17 protein-coding genes are annotated in these 18,421 nt (G+C 65.1%); 8 read left to right on the top strand and 9 right to left on the bottom strand.

What is annotated here, in order from left to right; genetic code table 11:
* Positions 1 to 2 precede the first annotated feature (2 nt).
* The 4 genes from AC522E_RS09065 (at position 3) to AC522E_RS09050 (ending at position 3,994) form a co-directional block, all read left to right on the top strand.
* Complete coding sequence (locus tag AC522E_RS09065; protein ID WP_500750090.1) at positions 3 to 1,358, top strand: branched-chain amino acid ABC transporter permease; 1,356 nt, start codon at positions 3 to 5, stop codon at positions 1,356 to 1,358.
* 28 nt (positions 1,359 to 1,386) lie between these two features.
* Entirely contained in the window at positions 1,387 to 2,628 is a 1,242-nt protein-coding gene (locus AC522E_RS09060; RefSeq protein WP_500750089.1) for a threonine ammonia-lyase, read from the top strand.
* Positions 2,629 to 2,640: 12 nt separating this feature from the next.
* Positions 2,641 to 3,123, top strand: a complete 483-nt coding sequence (locus AC522E_RS09055) for an RDD family protein (protein ID WP_500750088.1) — start codon at positions 2,641 to 2,643, stop codon at positions 3,121 to 3,123.
* Between the two features lie 124 nt (positions 3,124 to 3,247).
* Positions 3,248 to 3,994: an arginyltransferase gene (locus AC522E_RS09050; protein WP_500750086.1), complete on the top strand. Its 747-nt coding sequence runs from the start codon at positions 3,248 to 3,250 to the stop codon at positions 3,992 to 3,994.
* Between the two features lie 71 nt (positions 3,995 to 4,065).
* On the opposite strand, the gene AC522E_RS09045 is transcribed toward AC522E_RS09050, so the two are convergent.
* The 3 genes from AC522E_RS09045 to recO form a co-directional block, all read right to left on the bottom strand.
* A complete protein-coding gene (locus AC522E_RS09045) occupies positions 4,066 to 4,308 on the bottom strand; it encodes a hypothetical protein (RefSeq protein ID WP_500750085.1) in 243 nt (80 codons plus the stop codon).
* 268 nt (positions 4,309 to 4,576) lie between these two features.
* Entirely contained in the window at positions 4,577 to 6,826 is a 2,250-nt protein-coding gene (gene parC, locus AC522E_RS09040; RefSeq protein WP_500750084.1) for a DNA topoisomerase IV subunit A, read from the bottom strand.
* Between the two features lie 66 nt (positions 6,827 to 6,892).
* On the bottom strand, positions 6,893 to 7,624 hold the full coding sequence (gene recO, locus AC522E_RS09035; protein WP_500750083.1) for a DNA repair protein RecO: 732 nt from the start codon (positions 7,622 to 7,624) through the stop codon (positions 6,893 to 6,895).
* Between the two features lie 1,073 nt (positions 7,625 to 8,697).
* Here recO and AC522E_RS09030 point away from each other — a divergent pair.
* A complete protein-coding gene (locus AC522E_RS09030; RefSeq protein WP_500750082.1) occupies positions 8,698 to 9,639 on the top strand; it encodes an OmpA family protein in 942 nt (313 codons plus the stop codon).
* A 169-nt stretch (positions 9,640 to 9,808) separates the two neighbouring features.
* Positions 9,809 to 11,557 (top strand): methyl-accepting chemotaxis protein, encoded by a 1,749-nt coding sequence (locus AC522E_RS09025; protein WP_500750081.1) that lies wholly within the window; start codon positions 9,809 to 9,811, stop codon positions 11,555 to 11,557.
* A gap of 29 nt (positions 11,558 to 11,586) precedes the next feature.
* On the opposite strand, the gene AC522E_RS09020 is transcribed toward AC522E_RS09025, so the two are convergent.
* The 6 genes from AC522E_RS09020 to AC522E_RS08995 all read right to left on the bottom strand — a co-directional run bounded on the left by AC522E_RS09020 (position 11,587) and on the right by AC522E_RS08995 (position 17,160).
* Positions 11,587 to 13,368: an adenylate/guanylate cyclase domain-containing protein gene (locus AC522E_RS09020; RefSeq protein ID WP_500750080.1), complete on the bottom strand. Its 1,782-nt coding sequence runs from the start codon at positions 13,366 to 13,368 to the stop codon at positions 11,587 to 11,589.
* Positions 13,369 to 13,479: 111 nt separating this feature from the next.
* Positions 13,480 to 14,388, bottom strand: coding sequence for a GTPase Era (gene era / locus AC522E_RS09015; protein WP_500750079.1), 909 nt, complete (start codon positions 14,386 to 14,388; stop codon positions 13,480 to 13,482).
* Positions 14,381 to 15,091, bottom strand: coding sequence for a ribonuclease III (rnc, locus tag AC522E_RS09010; RefSeq protein ID WP_500750078.1), 711 nt, complete (start codon positions 15,089 to 15,091; stop codon positions 14,381 to 14,383). The genes era and rnc overlap by 8 nt, the downstream gene beginning before the upstream one ends.
* A 4-nt stretch (positions 15,092 to 15,095) precedes the next feature.
* Positions 15,096 to 15,872 carry a signal peptidase I gene (gene lepB / locus AC522E_RS09005; protein WP_500750077.1) on the bottom strand — a complete coding sequence of 259 codons (777 nt, stop codon included), beginning with the start codon at positions 15,870 to 15,872 and terminating at the stop codon, positions 15,096 to 15,098.
* 99 nt (positions 15,873 to 15,971) lie between these two features.
* Positions 15,972 to 16,373 (bottom strand): holo-ACP synthase, encoded by a 402-nt coding sequence (acpS, locus tag AC522E_RS09000; protein WP_500750076.1) that lies wholly within the window; start codon positions 16,371 to 16,373, stop codon positions 15,972 to 15,974.
* A 4-nt stretch (positions 16,374 to 16,377) separates the two neighbouring features.
* On the bottom strand, positions 16,378 to 17,160 hold the full coding sequence (locus AC522E_RS08995; RefSeq protein ID WP_500750075.1) for a pyridoxine 5'-phosphate synthase: 783 nt from the start codon (positions 17,158 to 17,160) through the stop codon (positions 16,378 to 16,380).
* Positions 17,161 to 17,655: 495 nt separating this feature from the next.
* Between AC522E_RS08995 and rpsF the strand changes: the two genes are divergently transcribed.
* Together rpsF and rpsR are read left to right on the top strand one after the other, a co-directional pair.
* Complete coding sequence (gene rpsF, locus AC522E_RS08990; RefSeq protein WP_500750073.1) at positions 17,656 to 18,057, top strand: 30S ribosomal protein S6; 402 nt, start codon at positions 17,656 to 17,658, stop codon at positions 18,055 to 18,057.
* Between the two features lie 2 nt (positions 18,058 to 18,059).
* Positions 18,060 to 18,311 (top strand): 30S ribosomal protein S18, encoded by a 252-nt coding sequence (gene rpsR / locus AC522E_RS08985; protein ID WP_500750071.1) that lies wholly within the window; start codon positions 18,060 to 18,062, stop codon positions 18,309 to 18,311.
* Positions 18,312 to 18,421 lie beyond the last annotated feature (110 nt).

Here is an 18,421-nt window from a genome sequence, read left to right as displayed (position 1 = left end):
CCATGGCGCGCCCAGGTCCGATCCAGGCATGGCGGCTCGCCCTCCTTTGCCTGGCCCTGGCGCTCCTGTCCGGCTGCGCCTTTTCCGTCGATGCGGAGCAGACTCGAATCTGCCGGATTGCCCTGCCGGCCCTCAATCCGGGAGCGCGGATCACCGTCCGTCAAGTGGAGAGGGGTGAGGCTCCGCGAAGCCTCGTCATCTTCTACACAGCAGAATATCCGGACCGGCCGCTCCTCGACCGGTTCGCCACTTGCCGCTTTGCTGCCGAGGGACTGTCCCCGAACAAGGCGGAACTGACGGAGTTGTCCACCGAGAGAGGTCCGATCTCGGGAGCGAGCCTCTACCTTCTGAAGCATTACTACATTGAAACTCCGGAGGGCGTCGCCGGGGATCCTGGCAGCCCACCCCTTGCCGAGGTCGCGGAAATCCCCCGGGAGGCCGCCTATTCCCTGCAGCAGCTGGCCACCAGTTTGCCGCGGACGGCGATCTACGCGCTTCTCTCCGTCGCTTTCGCCCTGGTTTTCGGCCTGAGCGGCCGCATCAACCTCGCCTTCGGTGAACTCGCCGCCATCGGCTCCGCCGCGACCGTGGCGGGTGTCGCCGTGGCCGTCGCCCTCGGCATCGGCGCCCCCGTGATTGGGCTCGCCGCGGGGTTGCTGGCGGCCCTGTTTGCCGGCGCGATCCACAGTGCCGTAGGAGGCTATTTCACCATCGGCCGGATCAGGACGGCAAGCACCCAGCCGAGCCTGATCGCGACCGTCGGTCTCTCGCTGTTCCTGATGGAATATCTCAGGCTCGTGCAGAGCCCGGTTACGGTGTGGCTGCCGCCGGTCTGGTCGGAGCAATGGCCTCTCGCCCGCGCCGGCGGCTTTCTGGTCACACTGACGCCAATCTCCCTTGTCACCGCAGCCATCGGCCTGTTCGCATCCCTGAGCCTCATCTGGATCATGAAGGCCACGGAATTCGGCCTCGCGTGGAGGGCCTATGCGGACGACGCTCGCGCCGCAGTACTCTTCGGAGTCGATGGGGAGCGACTCCTAGTCCAGACCCTGGCGCTCGCAGGAGCCATGGCTGGTCTGTCGGGAATGCTGATCGTCGCGCAATATGGCGGATTGGGCTTCGCCGGGGGCTTCCAGTACGGGCTGAAGGCGCTGATTGCGGCCATCATCGGTGGAATCGGGTCAATTCCTGGAGCCCTCCTGGGTGGCGTTGCGGTAGGATTGTTCGAAACGGCCTGGTCCGCTTATCTACCCATCGAGGCTCGCGACGTGGCGCTCTATGCAGCCCTGGTGATCTTCCTGATCTTTCGTCCGGGCGGCTTGCTCGGCATGAAGGATCTGACGCCTCGCGCCGTTTGACGAACAACGACAAGAACCGGAGGAAGCCTTGGCGCAACATGCCATCACCATCGACGACGTGAAGAACGCCGCGAGCATCATTCGCGGGCAGGTGCTGCGAACGCCCCTCGTCCCCTCGCCCCGCCTGTCGCAGCTGACGGGGGCAACTGTCCTCGTGAAGCACGAGAACATGCAGCCGACGGGCTCGTTCAAGGAGCGCGGCGCCGTGGTCAAGCTCGAGAGCCTGACGCCGGAGGAGCGTCGGCGCGGCGTCATTGCCATGTCCGCCGGCAACCATGCCCAGGCCGTGGCCTATCACGCCCGGCGTCTCGGGATTCCCGCCACCATCGTGATGCCCGAGGGCACACCCTTGGTGAAGGCCGAGAACACCCGCTCGTACGGTGCCCGCGTCATCCTTCACGGCGAGACCCTTTACGAAGCCGCCGACCGGGCGCGGGAGATCGCGGCCGAGGAGAAGCTCGTCTTCGTCCACCCCTACGACGATGCCAGGGTCATGTCCGGCCAGGGCACCATCGCCCTCGAGATGCTGGAGGATGCTCCCGACCTCGACCAGATCGTGGTCCCCATCGGCGGCGGCGGGCTGATTTCGGGCATCGCTGTCGCTGCCAAGGCTCTGAAACTCTCGGTCGAAATCATCGGCGTCGAGGCGGCGCTCTATCCTTCCTTCCAGAATGCGATCCGCCACGAGGACCGCCCGATCGGCGGAGCGACCCTTGCCGAAGGCATCGCGGTCAAGGCCGTGGGACAATTGCCGCTTCCCATCGTCAAGGAACTCGTCTCCGACATCATCCTGGTCGAGGAACCTCTGATCGAACGGGCGGTCAACGCCTATGCCACCCTGCAGCGAACCATGGCCGAGGGGGCGGGCGCGGCGGGTCTTGCCGCCATGCTCTCCCAGCCCGACCGGTTCAAGGGCAAGAGGGTCGGCCTCGTGCTGTGCGGCGGCAACATCGACGCGCGCATTCTCGCTTCCGTGATGGTGCGCGAACTGGAGCGGGACGAGCGCATCACGTCGTTCCGCATCACGTCGAACGACCGCCCGGGTCTTCTCGGGAAGGTGGCGACCCGGCTCGGGGATCTCGGCGCCAATATTCTCGAAGTATCCCACGGGCGGCTTTTCCTCGATGTGCCCGCCAAGGGCGTTTCGATCGACATCACTATCGAAACCCGTGACAGACAACATACATGGGAGATATTCGAAGCCCTGGCGGCGGACGGACTCGCTCCGAGACGGATCGATTCCCACTGCCTGTCGGAGACCGCCTACTGAGAGGAGCCATCCATGGCCATGCGGCCCGTACCGACCATCAACCCGACGGCCTATGTCTACGAGCGCTATGCGACCGAGGGCGTGATCAGCCGCCGGTTCTGGGCCTACCTGATCGATCTCGTCGTGATTTCGTTCTGGTTCGTGCTGGTCTGCCTCGCCCTGGTCGTCCTGGGGCCACTCACGCTCGGACTCACCTGGCTCGTTCTCGCAATCGGCCTCCCCATCGCCGGCCTGACCTTCGTGCTCTACAACGCGCTGACGGTGGGCGGGTCTTCCCAGGCCACGGTCGGCATGCGCGCCATGGGGTTGCGCGTCGTCGATCCGGACACGGGCCGGCCCGTGAGCATGCTCGCGGCGGCGGTCCATGCCCTTCTCTTCTATGTGGCGATCTCCACTTTCCTGCTCTGGGCCTGCGACGTCATCGTCGGGCTTGCCCGCGACGACCGCCGCTTCATCCGGGACCTCGTCACAGGAATGATGGTCGTTCGCGGCTGACCGACCAGGCCTGCGGCAATCGGGGCATTTTGCCTGCGGCCCCTTTTTGTGGACGCCGCTGGCACCAATGTTATCCTTGGGCGTTGAGTCGACGCTCAAGGTTCCTCCATGGGGCAATAAAAGCTTGACGAGTCAGCCTCGCGACGCACCGCAATTCTACCTGACCTCTCCGTCCTCGTGCCCGTACCTGCCCGGCAAGGAGGAGCGGAAAGTGTTCACCCACATCGTCGGGCGACGCGGCCGCGAACTCAACGAGATCCTGACGCAGGGCGGCTTCCGTCGTTCCCAGACCATCGCCTACCGTCCCGCCTGCGACACGTGCCGCGCCTGCGTATCGGTCCGCGTCATCGTCGACGAGTTTCAACCTTCCGCGAACCTGCGGCGTGTGCTCCGCGAGAACAGCGACCTGATCGGACACGCCCTGCCGAACCGGCCGTCCTCCGAGCAATATTCGCTGTTTCGCCGTTATCTCGATGCCCGCCACGCCGATGGCGGCATGGCCGACATGACGGTGCTGGACTATTCCATGATGGTCGAGGACAGCCATGTGGACACGCGGATCATCGAGTACCGCCGCCGCGGCATCGACAGCGGCATCACGGGAAAGGGTACGGGCGATCTCATTGCCGTCTGCCTGACCGACGAGATGAGCGACGGCCTCTCGATGGTCTACTCCTTCTACGACCCCGACCTTCAGAGCCGCAGCCTCGGCACCTTCATCATCCTCGACCATATCGCGCGGGCCAGGGCCATGGGATTGCCCTATCTGTATCTCGGCTACTGGGTCGAGGGCTCGAAGAAGATGGGCTACAAGGCCCGCTTCAAGCCTCAGGAGCGCCTGCTCGCCCCCGGTTGGGTGCGGGTCGATTAAGACGGCAGTGTCCGCCTATGCCGTCGCTCGCGCGACGCCGGCGCACGGGCGCCGTCTTCCTGTGTCGATCTTCAGCCGTTGTCCTGGGACCTGTTGACCGGGTGCTTCCTCCTGGCCGGCCGGGAGGCCGGAGCCCCTTGCGAACGCCCGCGTCCGGCCACGCGGCTTTCACCGGGTGTCGCGGCGACGGCATTCTGGGTGCGAGCGACAGGATTGATCGCGGCTTCGGCCGGCAAAGAATGTGCCGCCGCATGGGAGGTCGCCGCCAGGGGAAAGAGGAGCACAGCTGCGACAAGCAACGGGCGAGCGGTCATCGGGCTATCCTTTCAAGCGAGGCCACCGGATCCCTGATCCCTCGGCTGGCACCGTTGCCGGAGCAGCCGTCAACCTGATCCGGGCGACGCACGGCGCTTTCCTTATCGGAAATCCCTGCTGAGCGAGCCCTCTGAACAGAGGGGCGTGTGTGCTCTTTCGGATGAATGGCGTCAAAAACAGGGGAAGCCTACGACCGTCCATCGTCATTCCGGGCCCAGCGTCAGGCGCTGTCCCGGAATGACGGTGCGGATCCGGACAGGCCCGATCCTACTCCCCGAATTTGTTGCTCTTCGGGAAGCCTTTCGGCGGCAGGCGGCCGGCTTCGGCGCGGTTGGCGATCCAGTCGCGCAGGTCTTCCTTGGCCACGGTCCAGGTGCGGCCGGCGGTATCCTTCCAGGTCAGGCCTTCCTTCAACTTGAAGACCTTCGCATCGGAGACTCCGCCGTCCTTGTAGCGCTGCAGGCGTACGCCTTTGCCCCGCGTCATTTCCGGCACCTGCTTCACCGGGAAGATCAGGAGCTTGCGGTTCTCGCCGATGATGGCGACGTGGTCGCCCTCGCCCTCCGTGCAGACCACGGCCTGGGCCGGAGCATCGAGGTTGAGGATCTGCTTGCCCTTGCGCGTGTTCGCGGTGATGTCGTCCGTCGGTGCCAGGAAACCGCGGCCGTCGCTGCCGACCACCAGGAGCTTCGAACCGGCCCTATAGGGGAACGCGGCGATGAAGTCGGCGCCTTCCTCGAGATCGACCGTCAGACGGATCGGATCCCCGAATCCGCGCCCGCCCGGAAGCTTGGAGGCATCCAAGGTGAAGAAACGCCCGTTCGTCGCCACCACGATGATCTTCGACGTGGTCTCCGCGAAGAACGCCGTCTTGAGGGCATCGTCACCCTTGAACTGCACGCCGGAAAGATCGGCCACATGGCCCTTCATGGCGCGGATCCAACCCTTCTCGGAGACGATGACCGTGATCGGCTCGCGCTCGACCATGGCCTCCGCGAAGTCGATGTCCGAGGTATCCGGCGCCTGATCGAAGGTGGTGCGGCGCTTCCCCAGCGCCGTGTCGGGCCCGAAGGTCTTGCGCACCTCCTTGATTTCGTTGGCGACCGTCTTCCACTGCACCTTCTCGGAGCCGAGCAGGGTCTCGATCTTCGCCTTCTCGTCCTGGAGGCTCTTCTGCTCGCGCTTCAGCTCCATCTCTTCGAGCTTGCGCAAGGAGCGAAGGCGCGTGTCGAGGATTGCGTTGGCCTGGATCTCCGTGAGCTTGAAGACCCGCATCAGTTCCTGCTTCGGCTCGTCGTCCTCGCGGATGATTTTGATCACCCGGTCGAGGTCGAGGTAGACGATAAGCAGACCGCCGAGGATCTCCAAACGCCTGTCGATGGCGGCGAGCCGGAAGCTCGAACGGCGGATCAGGACCTCGCGGCGATGGTCGAGCCATTCGCGCAGGCATTCGGCAAGACCCAGCACCTTCGGCACCTTGCCGCCGGCGAGAACATTCACGTTCATCGGAACACGGCTCTCGAGCTCGGTGAGCTTGAAGAGCGATTCCATGAGGATGATCGGATCGACGGTCTTCGCGCGTGGCTCGAGCACGACACGCACATCCTCCGCGGATTCATCGCGGACATCTGCCAGGAGCGGTAGCTTCTTCTCCTGCAGGAGCTCGGCGATCTTCTCGATCAGACGCGACTTCGGCACCGAATACGGTATTTCGGAGACGACGATCTGCCAGTTGCCCCGGCCGAGATCCTCCTTGGCCCAGCGTGCACGGACGCGGAACGAGCCGCGCCCGGTGCGGTAGGTCTCGGCGATCGAATCCGGAGCATCGACGATGATGCCGCCGGTCGGGAAATCGGGCCCCTGTACGAACTGCTGCACCAGCTCCTCGGATGTCGCCTTGGGACGGCCGATGAGGTGAAGCGCCGCGTCGCAGAGCTCGGCCGCATTGTGGGGCGGGATCGAGGTCGCCATGCCGACGGCGATGCCCTGCGACCCGTTCGCCAGAAGGTTCGGGAACGCCGCCGGGAGCACCACCGGCTCCTCGTTCGCCTGGTCGTAGGTTTCGCGGAAATCGACCGCGTCCTCGTCGATGCCGTCGAGCAGCAGGCGCGCGACCTCGGTCAGCCGTGCCTCCGTGTAGCGCATGGCCGCCGCGTTATCGCCGTCGATATTGCCGAAATTGCCCTGCCCCTCCGCCAGCGGATAGCGCTGTGCGAAATCCTGGGCCATGCGCACGAGGGCATCGTAGATCGACTGGTCGCCATGTGGATGATACTGGCCCATGACGTCGCCGACGATACGGGCGCATTTCTTCGGCGCAGAGCGAGGATCCAGCCGCAACAGGCGCATGGCGTGCAGGATGCGGCGATGGACCGGCTTCAGCCCGTCCCGCGCATCCGGCAGTGCCCGATGCATGATCGTTGACAGCGCATAGGCGAGATAGCGCTCTTCCAGCGCATCCTTGAGATGAATGCTTTCAATCTCGCCGCCTGTCGGCGGATTGACGGGCTTACCCATGAGCAATGTTCCCCAAAAGCGAATCGGTTCCCCATCGTTGTAGATGAGAACATAACAGAAACAAACCTAGTCGTCCTCGGCGGTCGCCAATGCGACGAAACGCGCCCGCTCCTCGGGAGCCGCTTGCCCCCGGGGATCGAAGACATTCTGATGCAGGAAGAAGTCCGTGAGTGCAAATCCGTCGCGGACATCCGAGCCATGGGGCCGGTTGGCCCGCGTCTGGCCGATCAGGAAGCCCGGCAGCCTGAGCAGGCGGTCCTTATAGGCCTCACCTGCGGCGGCGCTCACGGCCCGGCCACTCTTCGGGGACACATAGGTGAGGTCGCTGCGCACGCCCGTAGCGGCGCAGGATGTCAGGTCGAGCCCGAAGCCCAGCTCGGCCAGCATGGCCAGCTCGAAACGCACGAAGAGCGCCGGCGCCAGATCGCGATCGCCCAAATGGTCGACCAGCACAGCCAGGGTTTCATAGAGCGCCGGGTGAGGATCCCGTTCAGGCAGGCACCGCAGAAGGTGGGCCATCGTCGCAAGGCCGTAAAGGGCCAGTGAAGAGCCCATGAACAGGGCCGCCCGCATGTTCAGCCCCTCCACCTGGAAGGTCCCCAGATGCTCGTCGAGTCTGGCGCGCCACGTCGCATGAACGCTGTTGCCCGGTTGCAGGACGGGCTGCAGGGCTCTGGATCGACCACCATGAACGAGGCCGAGATGGCGGCCGTGTTCACGCGTCATCACTTCGAGAATGACGCTCGATTCTCCGTGCCTGCGCACACCGAGGACAATGCCCTCATCGGTCCATTGCATGGGCTGGGACTGCTTCCGAAATCCGGGGGTTCCTGGACTTCCAATGTAGTGACTGAGCGGTCGATCTGCCAGTTTTTTCAAGAACATCGGTGCGGTTTTTCACAAGCTCTGCCGTGCCCCGCCACGGCCACAAAATGGAACCAATCGTCCAGCTTCGTATTTCCGTCCGACATTCCCCATAACAACCATGAAATGGGACTATGAAATTATCATCACTGCTTCTCGCCGGCACCGCGCTGCCCTTCATTGCCTTTTCGTCGGTGGGTTCACCTCTGCCGCAACAGCTTGCCCAGCCTTTGGTCCTCGCCCAGGGCGCGCCGGGCGAGTTGCCGCCGCGCCCCCGCCCAGGCTCGGACCAGCCCGGTTCGGATGAGACCGGTCCCCAGCGCCGCGGCCCGCCGGGCCGTGACCGTGGGCCGGGAGGCCGTGGGGACGAGGCGCAGCGCCCGGCTCAGGAAGCCCCCCGGCCGTCGCGCGCCGCGCCTGGCCGTGAAAACCCGGAAGCCGCACGGCCGCCAAGCGAACCAGGCTCTCCTGCTCAGAGGCCGGCGCCTCCGGCGATAGCGCCGATGCCACAGCCCGGCCGCCCGTCCCCGGACCGTCCCGAATCGCGGCCTGTGGAGCGGCCCGCAACGCAGCAGACCGCACCCGAACGCCCGCAGGAGCGGCCCCGCACAGGGCCGGATCGTGGCCCGGCTTCTCCCTCTCCTTCCTCTACGGAAGAACCTCGTCGCCAGACGCCTGCGGGCCGAGCCACGCCTCCGGCGGAAAAAGCCTCGCCTCAGACCAGTCCAAGCTCGGCACCGTCCCTGCGTTCCGCGCCCAGTACACCCCCGGCCGCGCCGGCGGAATCGGCCCCGGCACAGAAATCGGCTCCGGCCCCTCAGGCGCCGCAACGGACCCTGGCGCCCGCTCCTGCCCCGTCCGCAACTCCAACGCCCGCGCCCGCCCCAGCCCCGCCTCAGCAGAGCCTCCAGCCGGCGCCAGCGCCAGGCGAGCCCGCGCCGCAGCAGCGCACCCTTCAGGCGCCGCCCTCCGGCGGACCCACCGAGGCGCGCCGCCCGGACCGGGACGTGCAGAGCTTCGACGCCTTCCAGCGCGGCAGCATCAATGAGCTCCGCCAGGGCCGGCGTGAACGCACCGAGGAGGGTGGACGCCGCATCGTGATCGAGGAGCCTGGCGACCGCACCATTATCCGCGAAGGCGACCGGGTCATCATCCGTCACGACGAAACGGACCGGTTCCGGCGCACCTATCGAGACGCGGATGTCCGCCAGGAGCGTCGCGGATCGGAGAACGTGACGATCGTTCGCCGCCCCGACGGCACCGAGATCGTCACCGTTGTCGACGGGAATGGGAACCTCATCCGCCGGGTCCGGCGCGAACCGGCCGGCCGGGAAGTCGTTCTGATCGACAACCGCCGGGATCGCCGCAGGGATGGATACTTCGTCGAGGACGTCGTCCGGTTGCCGCCACCGGTCGTGCGGATCCCGCGGGAGGAGTACATCGTCGATGTGGAGGACGCCTCGGAGGAAGACCTGGTCCAGGCGTTCACCGCCCCACCGGTCGACCGAATCGAGCGGGCCTATACCCTCGACGAGATCCGCCAGAGCGAGCCCCTGCGCGAGCGGATGCGCCGGGTCGACCTCGACACCGTCACCTTCGACACCGGTTCCTGGTCCTTGCCCGAAGCCCAGATCGGAGCCATGACGGGAATTGCCCAGGCCATCCGGAGTGCTCTCTCGCGAAATCCGAACGAGGTCTTCCTCGTGGAGGGCCATAGCGATGCCGTGGGAGCCGACGAGGACAACCTCACCCTGTCCGACCGGCGCGCCGAGACGGTGGCGACCATCCTGACCCAGCGTTTCGGCCTTCCCGCCGAGAACCTGACCACGCAGGGTTATGGCGAGCAGTATCTGAAGGTGGATACACAAGGTCCCGAGCGTCGAAATCGCCGTGTCACGATCAGGCGGATCACCCCGCTGCTCCAGGGCCAGAACCAGGCCCATCAATAGACCGCAAGCTTCAGAAGTCCCATCGCCCGGCAACGGCCTGTCGTTGCCGGGCGATCACTTTCCTGGGGGCCAAGACCTCTTAAGACTTTTGGCGAATAGTTGGTGTTCTTCTTTATTTAACCATTTGAACTGACGTTGGGTTAACGCCGTTAACTACGAGAATTGAACAATGCTGGGTCTTTTGCGACGCACGCCACACCCGGTCACGCCAGACCTCAGCGTCGATACGGTGGCGCCTCCGCCGTCGCTCCCGGAGTCTCGCAAACCCCATCTTGAGACGGAGGCGGTCGACGGGCTCGAGGCTGACGTCCTCAAGGCCATCACCGGCGTCACACAGGCGATCGCCGAGGCTGCGGCGGATGTTGCGGCTGTCGAGCATGACCTTGCCACGATCCGGTCCCACGGAAGTGAGCTGGCGGCATCGGGGCAATCCGCTTCCGGGGAAACCCTTTCGCTTGCTTCCTCGACGGAGGAGCTCACCGCCACCTCGACCGAGATCGGTCGTGCCATGGATCGCGCCAGCGCCCGCATCGGTGACGCGGTGCATGCCGCCCAGAAGGCGAGCCAGCTGATCGCCGAGCTGGCCACGGCGACCGCCGAGATCGTCGGCATCGTCGATACGATCTCCGCCGTCGCGCGCCAGACCAACCTGCTCGCGCTCAATGCCACCATCGAGGCCGCCCGTGCAGGCGAGGCGGGGCGCGGCTTTGCCGTCGTCGCCGGTGAGGTGAAGGCGCTCTCCGTCGAAACAAGCAATGCCGCCGACGATATCCGCCTGCGCATCGCGCGGCTGCGTGATACCGCGAAGGCATCGACTGAGGCGGTCACGGAAATCACGCATGTCGTCGAGGACGTGCAGCCTGTCTTCGACACCGTGCGGCAGGCGGTCGGAGAGCAGGACTCTGCCATCGGCGAGGTGGCGCGGCTTGCGAGCGCCACCTCCGCCACGGTCGCCGAAGTCAGCGAACGGGCCGCGGAAGTCGACCGGATTTCCCTTGACGCAAGCAATCTCGCCCACCGCGCCGATCAGGCCGCGAAGGCCGCGGATACGCTCGCCAAGGCCCTGGGGCAGAGGTTCGTCACGGTCGTCCGGCAGAGCGAGATCGGGGACAGGCGGCAATCGGACCGGTTCCCAGTCGACCGTCCGGCCACCCTTCTCGTGAAGGGACGCAGCCTCGCCACTCGCACGGTCGATGCCAGCGCGGGCGGCGTGCTGCTGGCGGGAGTTTCCGATACCTCGATCGAGCCCGGACTCAGGGCGGATCTCGACATTCGCGGCGTGGGACAGGTCAAGGTGCGGATCGTCGCCACAAGCGCCATGGGGCACCATTGCGCCTTCGTCGACCTCGATGACGCCGGTCGGGCCCGGATCGATGTCTTTGTCGCGGAGGTCGAAGCAACTTACCGGCCACGCATTGTGCTCGCACAGGAAACCGCGCGGCGAGTGGAAGCGCTCTTCGAAGGGGCCCTCGCAGAGGGAGCCCTCTCACGAGAGGCGATTTTTGATACGGACTACCTCGCCGTGCCTGGAACGAATCCCGTCCAGTACGACACGGCCTATCTGGCAGTGCTCGAGCGCCTTCTCCCGCCTCTCATCGAGCCCGTGCTGGCGTCGGATCCCAAGATGGCATTCTGCCTGGGGATCGACCGTAACGGCTATATTCCCGTCCATAATCGGGTCTATTCCCAGGCCCAGCGGCCCGACGATCCCATCTGGAACGCCGCCAACGCACGAAACAAGCGGATCTTCGACGACCGGGCAGGCATCACCGCGGCCCGGTCCACGCGGCCCTTCGTCGTCCAGGCCTATGCCCGAGACATGGGCGGCGGCAACGTCGTTCTGATGCAGGAGGTCGATGCTCCGATCCGGATCCTTGGGCGCCATTGGGGCGGCCTGCGGACGGCGTATCGCTTGTAGCACCGACCGGCGCTTCCCCGGCAACGCTCCTATTCCGGCAGCCCGGCGAGGCGCAGGCCTTCTACAATATGCTGCTGCACCTTCGGGCCGAAGACCAGCGCCCGGACGATGTCGGAAATGGTTATCCCGGGATAGCCCTCGAGGAGTTCCCTGACCCCCTCCCGCGCCCTGTCCATCTGCCCGGACAAGGCATAGCTCGGCACGAGCGTTCGCAGGATCCACACGGACGACGGACTTTCGACGAGCGCCTTTTCCTGCCATTGCGCCGCCAGGCCGTATCGCTCCGCGACGAAATGGGCGCAGCCGATACCCATGATGCCATTGAAGGACATCGGATCGAAGGGGCTGAGGCGGAGCGAGCGCTCGAAATGCTCGATAGCGGTTTCAGGATCCTCCAGATAGTTCCTCAGCCACCCGCTCCGGTTCCAGGCCCATGCCGAGTTGGGGTCGAGCGCCAGAGCCCTGTCGAGCATCGTGGCGGCGCGCGGGAACTCATGGGTGATCGTGAGCGCCGCCCCCAGCACGGTCAGAACGAAGGGATCGTCGGCAGCGAGGACCGCGGCGATCTGGGCCTGCCGCAGGGTCTCTCGCCGATCGGCTTCGATATCGGTGGACCAGTTATAGACGACCCGCTGGCCCCGGCACCACGCGGCCAGCGACAGCGCAAGCGGATAATTGGGATCGAGGCGCAGGGCCTGTTCGAGCAGTTCGGTTGCCTCCAGGTTTGCGGACCGCTCCAGTGCCCAGATCGACGGCAGCGCCTGCATGACAAGGTCATAAGCGCCCAGGCTCCCCGGCCTCTTGCGTTTTGCCCGTTCGATTTCCGCAGCCCGGATGGAGGGCTGGATCGCTCCCACGACGCTGGTGGTGATGCGATCCTGAAAGTCGAATACGTCCTCCTCGACGCCATCGAAATGCTCGGCCCAGAGATGGTTGCCCGTGGTTGCGTCGATGAGCTGGGCCGTAATGCGGAGCCGCTTGCCCGCCCGCCTCACGCTGCCTTCCAGGACATAGCGAACACCCAGTTCGCGGCTGATTTGCTGCACGGTGACCTGCCGTGCCTTGTAGACAAGGGTGGAGTTGCGCGCGATCACAAAGAACGAGCGCACCCGCGACAGGGCCGCCGTGATGTCCTCGACGATGCCGTCCGCGAAATGTTCCTGCTCCGGATCGTTGCCGATATTGCTGAACGGGAGGACTGCGATGGACGGCTTGTCCGGCAAGGCCATCTCCGGGCGGGTTTCCAGCGCCTCCGCAGTCCCATGCATCAGGCAGCCCTGGCCGAGGCAATAGACCCTGACAGGCCGGACGATGTTCTTGATCTGCCGCTCACCCCAATCCGCGAATTCGTAGGGCAGCCTGTCTCGAACTTCCTCGTAGACCTTTCCGGAGAGGCAGATCCCGCCCGGATCGGCCAGTTGCTCCAGGCGGGCAGCGATGTTCACCCCGTCGCCATAGATGTCCCGGTCTTCGTCGATGATGATGTCGCCGAAATTGATCCCGATGCGGAGGACCAGGGCACGGGCCGGATCCTGCCCGGCCGAGGCCGCCAGAGCCTGCTGGATCTCGACCGCGCAGCGTACCGACTCGACGGGACTCGAAAATTCGACCAGGAAGCCGTCGCCGACGGTTTTGACCAACCGTCCCTGATGGGCGCGTATCGTCGGCACGATCAGTTCGCGACGAAGCTCCCTGAGGCGAGTGAGAGTCCCCTCCTCGTCCTTAGACATGAGCCCTGAATAGCCCGCCACGTCGGCAGCGAGAATGGCCGCGAGGCGCCTTTGCGCCTTCCTGTCAGTGCGGCTGGCCATGTCCGTCTCCCGAACGAAGACTTCAGGCTGATAGTGGTGCTTTGCGAGGGATGCGTCCAGAGGAGAAAGCCGCCTCCGAAGGATTACGGGCGGAATCCCCTCTCCGCCGTGCTAGCCGCGTGGGAATTCCAGGCCCATCTCGCGATAACGCTCCGGGTCGTCACCCCAGTTCTCGCGGACCTTCACGAACAGGAACAGGTGCACCGGCGCTTCGGCAATCTCGGCGATCTCCTTGCGGGCCGCCTGGCCGATAGCCTTGATGGTCTGCCCTCCCTTGCCAAGCACGATCTTGCGCTGGCTGTCCCGCTCCACGAAGATCGTCTGCTCAATGCGCACCGAGCCGTCCGGCCGCTGCTGCCACTGGTCGGTCTCGACGGTGGACTGATACGGCAGTTCCTCGTGCAGGCGCTCATAGATCTTCTCGCGGGTGATCTCGGCCGCGAGCATGCGCAGGGGCGCATCGGAGATCTGGTCCTCGGGGTAGAGCCAGGGACCGTCGGGCATCATTTTCGCGAGCTGGGTGCGAAGCTTGTCGACACCATCGCCCTTGAGCGCCGAGATCATGAACGTATGGGCGAAGTCGACCCGCTTGTTGAGCGTATCCGCCAGCTCCAGGAGCCTCGAGCGTTCGAGAAGGTCGATCTTGTTGAGGATCAGGATCTTCGGCTGCTTCAGCTCGGGCAGTTTCGCCAGGATCGCATCCGCCTCCTCGTCCACGCCCTTCCGCGCGTCGAGAAGAAGCGCCACCACGTCCGCGTCCCCTGCTCCACCCCAGGCCGAGGTGACCATGGCCCGGTCGAGGCGCCGCTTCGGCCTGAAGATACCCGGCGTGTCGACGAACACGACCTGTGCCTCGCCCTCGATTGCGATGCCGCGTACAAGGGCCCGGGTCGTCTGGACCTTGCGCGAGACGATGGAGACCTTCGAGCCGACGAGGGCGTTCAACAGGGTCGACTTGCCGGCATTTGGCGCTCCGATGAGTGCGACGAAGCCTGCTTTCGTGGGGATCTCCTCAGCCATGGCCCTGGTCTTCCTGTGTCCAAACGCCCTCGCGAAGAAGAAGGCTTCTTGCCGCTTCCTGTTCCGCGGCGCGCTTCGATGCGCCGAGGCCGTAATCGCTTTCGTGCCCTTTGACCTTCACCATCAAGCGGAACTTCGGCGCGTGATCGGGACCGGTCTGCTCCACCACCGTATAGGTCGGCGGCGGAAGTCCCTTGCCCTGCGCCCATTCCTGCAGAGCGCTCTTGGGATCGCGCAGGGGGCGCCGGGGAGCATGCAGCAGCTCCTTGAACGCGGTCTCGACCAGAACCTTCGCCGCCTCGTAGCCACCATCGAGAAACACCGCCCCGATAATGGCTTCGCAGACATCGGCCAGGATGGTCTGGTTCCGACGCTCCCCCGATTGCGCTTCGCCGGCGCCGAGCTTGAGATAGGGCCCGATATTCCAGGCGACAGCGACCTCGGCGCAGCTTTCGCGCCGCACGAGCTCGGCCAGCCGCCGGGAAAGCTCGCCTTCGGGAGCACCGGGAAAGGAGTCATAGAGCATTTCTGCCACGATGAGGCCGAGGACCCGGTCGCCGAGAAATTCGAGGCGCTGGTAGCTCTGTCCGCCCGCGTCCGGGGCACTCACGTGGGTCAGCGCCTCCGTCAGCAGCTCGGGTCGCTCGAAGCGGTATCCGAGCGTCTCCTGGAGCTTATCGGGCTGGGCGGTACGGCGGGCCACTGTCTCAGCGGATCCGCTCGAACATCCGGTTCCACCGGATATGGCTGGGCCACTCCCAGGGCCGCCAGAGCGAGGCGTCCTCGTCAATGGAGAAGAAGATGATCTCGGCGCGGCCCACCAGGTTCTCGGCCGGAACCTCGCCCACATTCGCTTCGTCCCGGGAGTCGGTGGAGTTATCCCGGTTGTCGCCCATCATGAAATAGTAGCCGGGCTTCACGGTATAGACCTCCGTGTTGTCCCAGTAACCCCGGTCGCCGTCGCGTTCGATCACGAAATGGCTCACGCCGTTCGGGAGGGTCTCCCTGTACTGCGGCACCGAGACGGTGCGGCCATACAGGTCGGTGGTCTTGTAATCCTCGACCCGCTGGCGCTCCACGGGCTTGCCGTTGATATGCAGGACGCCGGCGATGACCTGGATCTTGTCACCGGGCAGGCCGATCACGCGCTTGATGTAGTCGGTCGAATTGTCCTTCGGCAGCTTGAAGACCGCGATGTCCCCGCGCTTGGGCTGCGAGCCGAAGATGCGGCCGGAGAAGAGCGGCGGGCTGAAGGGGATCGAATGCTTCGAATAACCGTAGGCGTATTTCGAGACGAAGAGATAGTCGCCGATCAGCAGGGTCGGGATCAGGGAGCCCGAGGGGATGTTGAAGGGCTGGAACAGGACGGTGCGCACGACCACCGCGATCAGGAGCGCCTGGAGAATGACCTTGATGGTCTCCCAGATGCCGCTCTCGTCCTTCTTGACGGTCTCGCCGGTAAATTTCTTGGCGTTTTCGTTCACGTCTGTCGATCCATGCTTGAGGAGGGAAAGGCTTGGAGAGCCGTCTCAAGTCGTCGCGGCGGTCTAGCCCATGGCGCGTCCTGTCGCAACGCGGCCGATTTACTTTATGGGGATGGCTTCGATGATTACGAAGGCCTGCGCGATCGGCGGGTCGTCGGTCAACGAGACGTGAACGACCGCCACGTGTCCGTCCGGGATCAGCTCTTCGAGCCGGACGAGGGCCCCTCCCGTCAGTCGGAAGGTCGGCTTGCCACCCCGGAGATTGACCACCTCCATGTCCCGCCAGAACACGCCGTGGCTCATGCCGGTGCCGAGGGCCTTGGCGCAGGCTTCCTTAGCGGCGAAGCGCCGCGCATAGGACGCGGCACGGGCCGCGCGCCGGTCGCTCCGGGCCCGCTCGCCCTCCGTGAAGATCCGATGGGTGAAGCGATCGCCGAAACGCGCGAGCGAGCGCTCGATGCGGCGAATATCGCACAGATCGGAACCGATCCCGACGATCATGCGCCTACCGGGCCGTCGCTGCGCCGGAGCCGGCGTCCACCTGCAGCCGTCCCTCGTCCATGGCGACGCGCATCGCGCGGACCGCTTCGTCCAGCCCAAGGAAGATTGCCTCGCCGATAATGGAATGGCCGATATTGAGCTCCGCAATCTCCGGGATGGCGGCCACCGGCCCGACCGAGCGGAGGTCCAATCCGTGGCCGGCATGGATTTCGAGGCCGATCGCCGCGCCATGGGCCGCCGCCGTGCGGAGACGCTCGAGTTCAAAAGCGACCTTGGCCGCGTCGCCCTCGGCAACGGCCTCGCAATAAGTTCCCGTGTGAAGCTCGACCACAGGAGCGCCGAGATCGGCGGCAGCATCCATGATGTTCCTATCCGGCTCGACGAAAAGGGACACCCGGATCCCCGCGCCTTTCAATTCCTGGATCGCCGGGCGCAGATGGGCCGCACCACCAACGATGTCGAGCCCGCCCTCGGTCGTGCGCTCCTCGCGTTTCTCCGGGACGAGGCAGGCGGCATGGGGACGCAGGGACGTGGCAATGCCGATCATCTCCGGCGTGGCCGCCATCTCGAAATTCAGTGGCACGAAGAGCTGCCTCTTCAGACGCCTCATATCCTCATCGCGGATGTGCCGCCGGTCCTCGCGCAGATGCGCCGTAATCCCGTCGGCCCCCGCCAGGACCGCGAGATGGGCGGCCCGGATCGGGTCCGGATGCGGCCCGCCGCGGGCGTTCCGGACAGTGGCGACATGGTCGATATTGATGCCGAGGCGGAGAGGAGGAACTGTCATGCTCCTGTTTTAGCCGAGCGCAATGTTTTGGCTAGGGAGGGATGAGCATCCGCCGGCCCTTTCAACCACCAAACTCCTCCTTACCCGTCATTCCGGACCGTCGCAGGCGAGTCCGGAGCCTATAGCCGCCACGCTTTGCGGGAAAAACGCAGCCGGCGTTCTGTCTCTTGGAACGCCCATGGTGATAGGGTGCCCACTTTGCATGTCTTTCCGGTCGGGCCCCGCTACAGCCCCCGAATGACCGCCGGTTGTCTTGCATTCACGCCGAAAACCTACTATGGACCCCGCTTCGCGTTCGCTCCGGCCGGGGGCTGAACGGACGGCATGGCTTGGCCATGCAGGGTTTTCGGACCCGTCGTCCCGTGTCTCCGCCTTCGACAACCGCTCGGGCCTTGCAGGCTCGAAGGGCTTGGCGCCGATCGGACGCGCGAAACCGGCCCGTGACGCTCCCGAAAGGAGCACCCGGGCTCAACTCAAACCTGAGAAAGGCCCATTATGCCTCTCTACGAGCATGTCTTTTTGGCTCGCCAGGACGTCACGTCCCAGCAGGTCGAAGCGATGGTCGACCAGTACAAGGCGGTCATCGAGCAGAATGGTGGCAAGGTCGAGAAGACCGAGATGTGGGGCGTGAAGTCCCTCGCCTACCGTATCAAGAAGAACCGCAAGGCGCACTTCACGATGTTCAACCTCGACGCTCCCGCCCAGGCGGTCGCCGAGATGGAGCGTCAGATGCGCATCAGCGAAGATATTCTCCGCTTCATGACCATCCGCGTGGATGAACTCGAGACCGAGCCGTCCGTGATGATGCAGAAGCGCGACCGCGACGAGCGCAAGGACCGCGAGCGCCGCGAGCGCGATGGCGGCGGATTTGAGTCCAGCGAAGGCGAGGAGGCTTAATCATGGCAAGCGGTGCTGGTGGCGGCGGTGGCCGTCGTCCTTTCTTCCGTCGGCGCAAGACCTGCCCCTTCTCGGGCCCCAATGCTCCGAAGATCGACTACAAGGATACGAAGCTGCTTTCGCGCTACATTTCCGAGCGCGGCAAGATCGTGCCCTCCCGTATCACGGCCGTTTCGGCCAAGAAGCAGCGCGAACTCGCCCAGGCGATCAAGCGCGCCCGCTTCATGGGCCTGCTGCCCTACGTGATCCGTTAAAACCAGCCGGGCCGCCCCGAGCGGCCCGCCTTCCACGAAATCGCCCGGCGGTGAAACTCCGCCGGGTCAGTTGGGGCCGAGGCCCCTAACCCTGCATCGAGCAGCGGGAC

The organism is Microvirga sp. BF8, assembly GCF_059888585.1.
The sequence above is the reverse complement of the archived record's forward strand: the minus strand, read 5'-3'. Positions and strand labels throughout refer to the sequence as shown.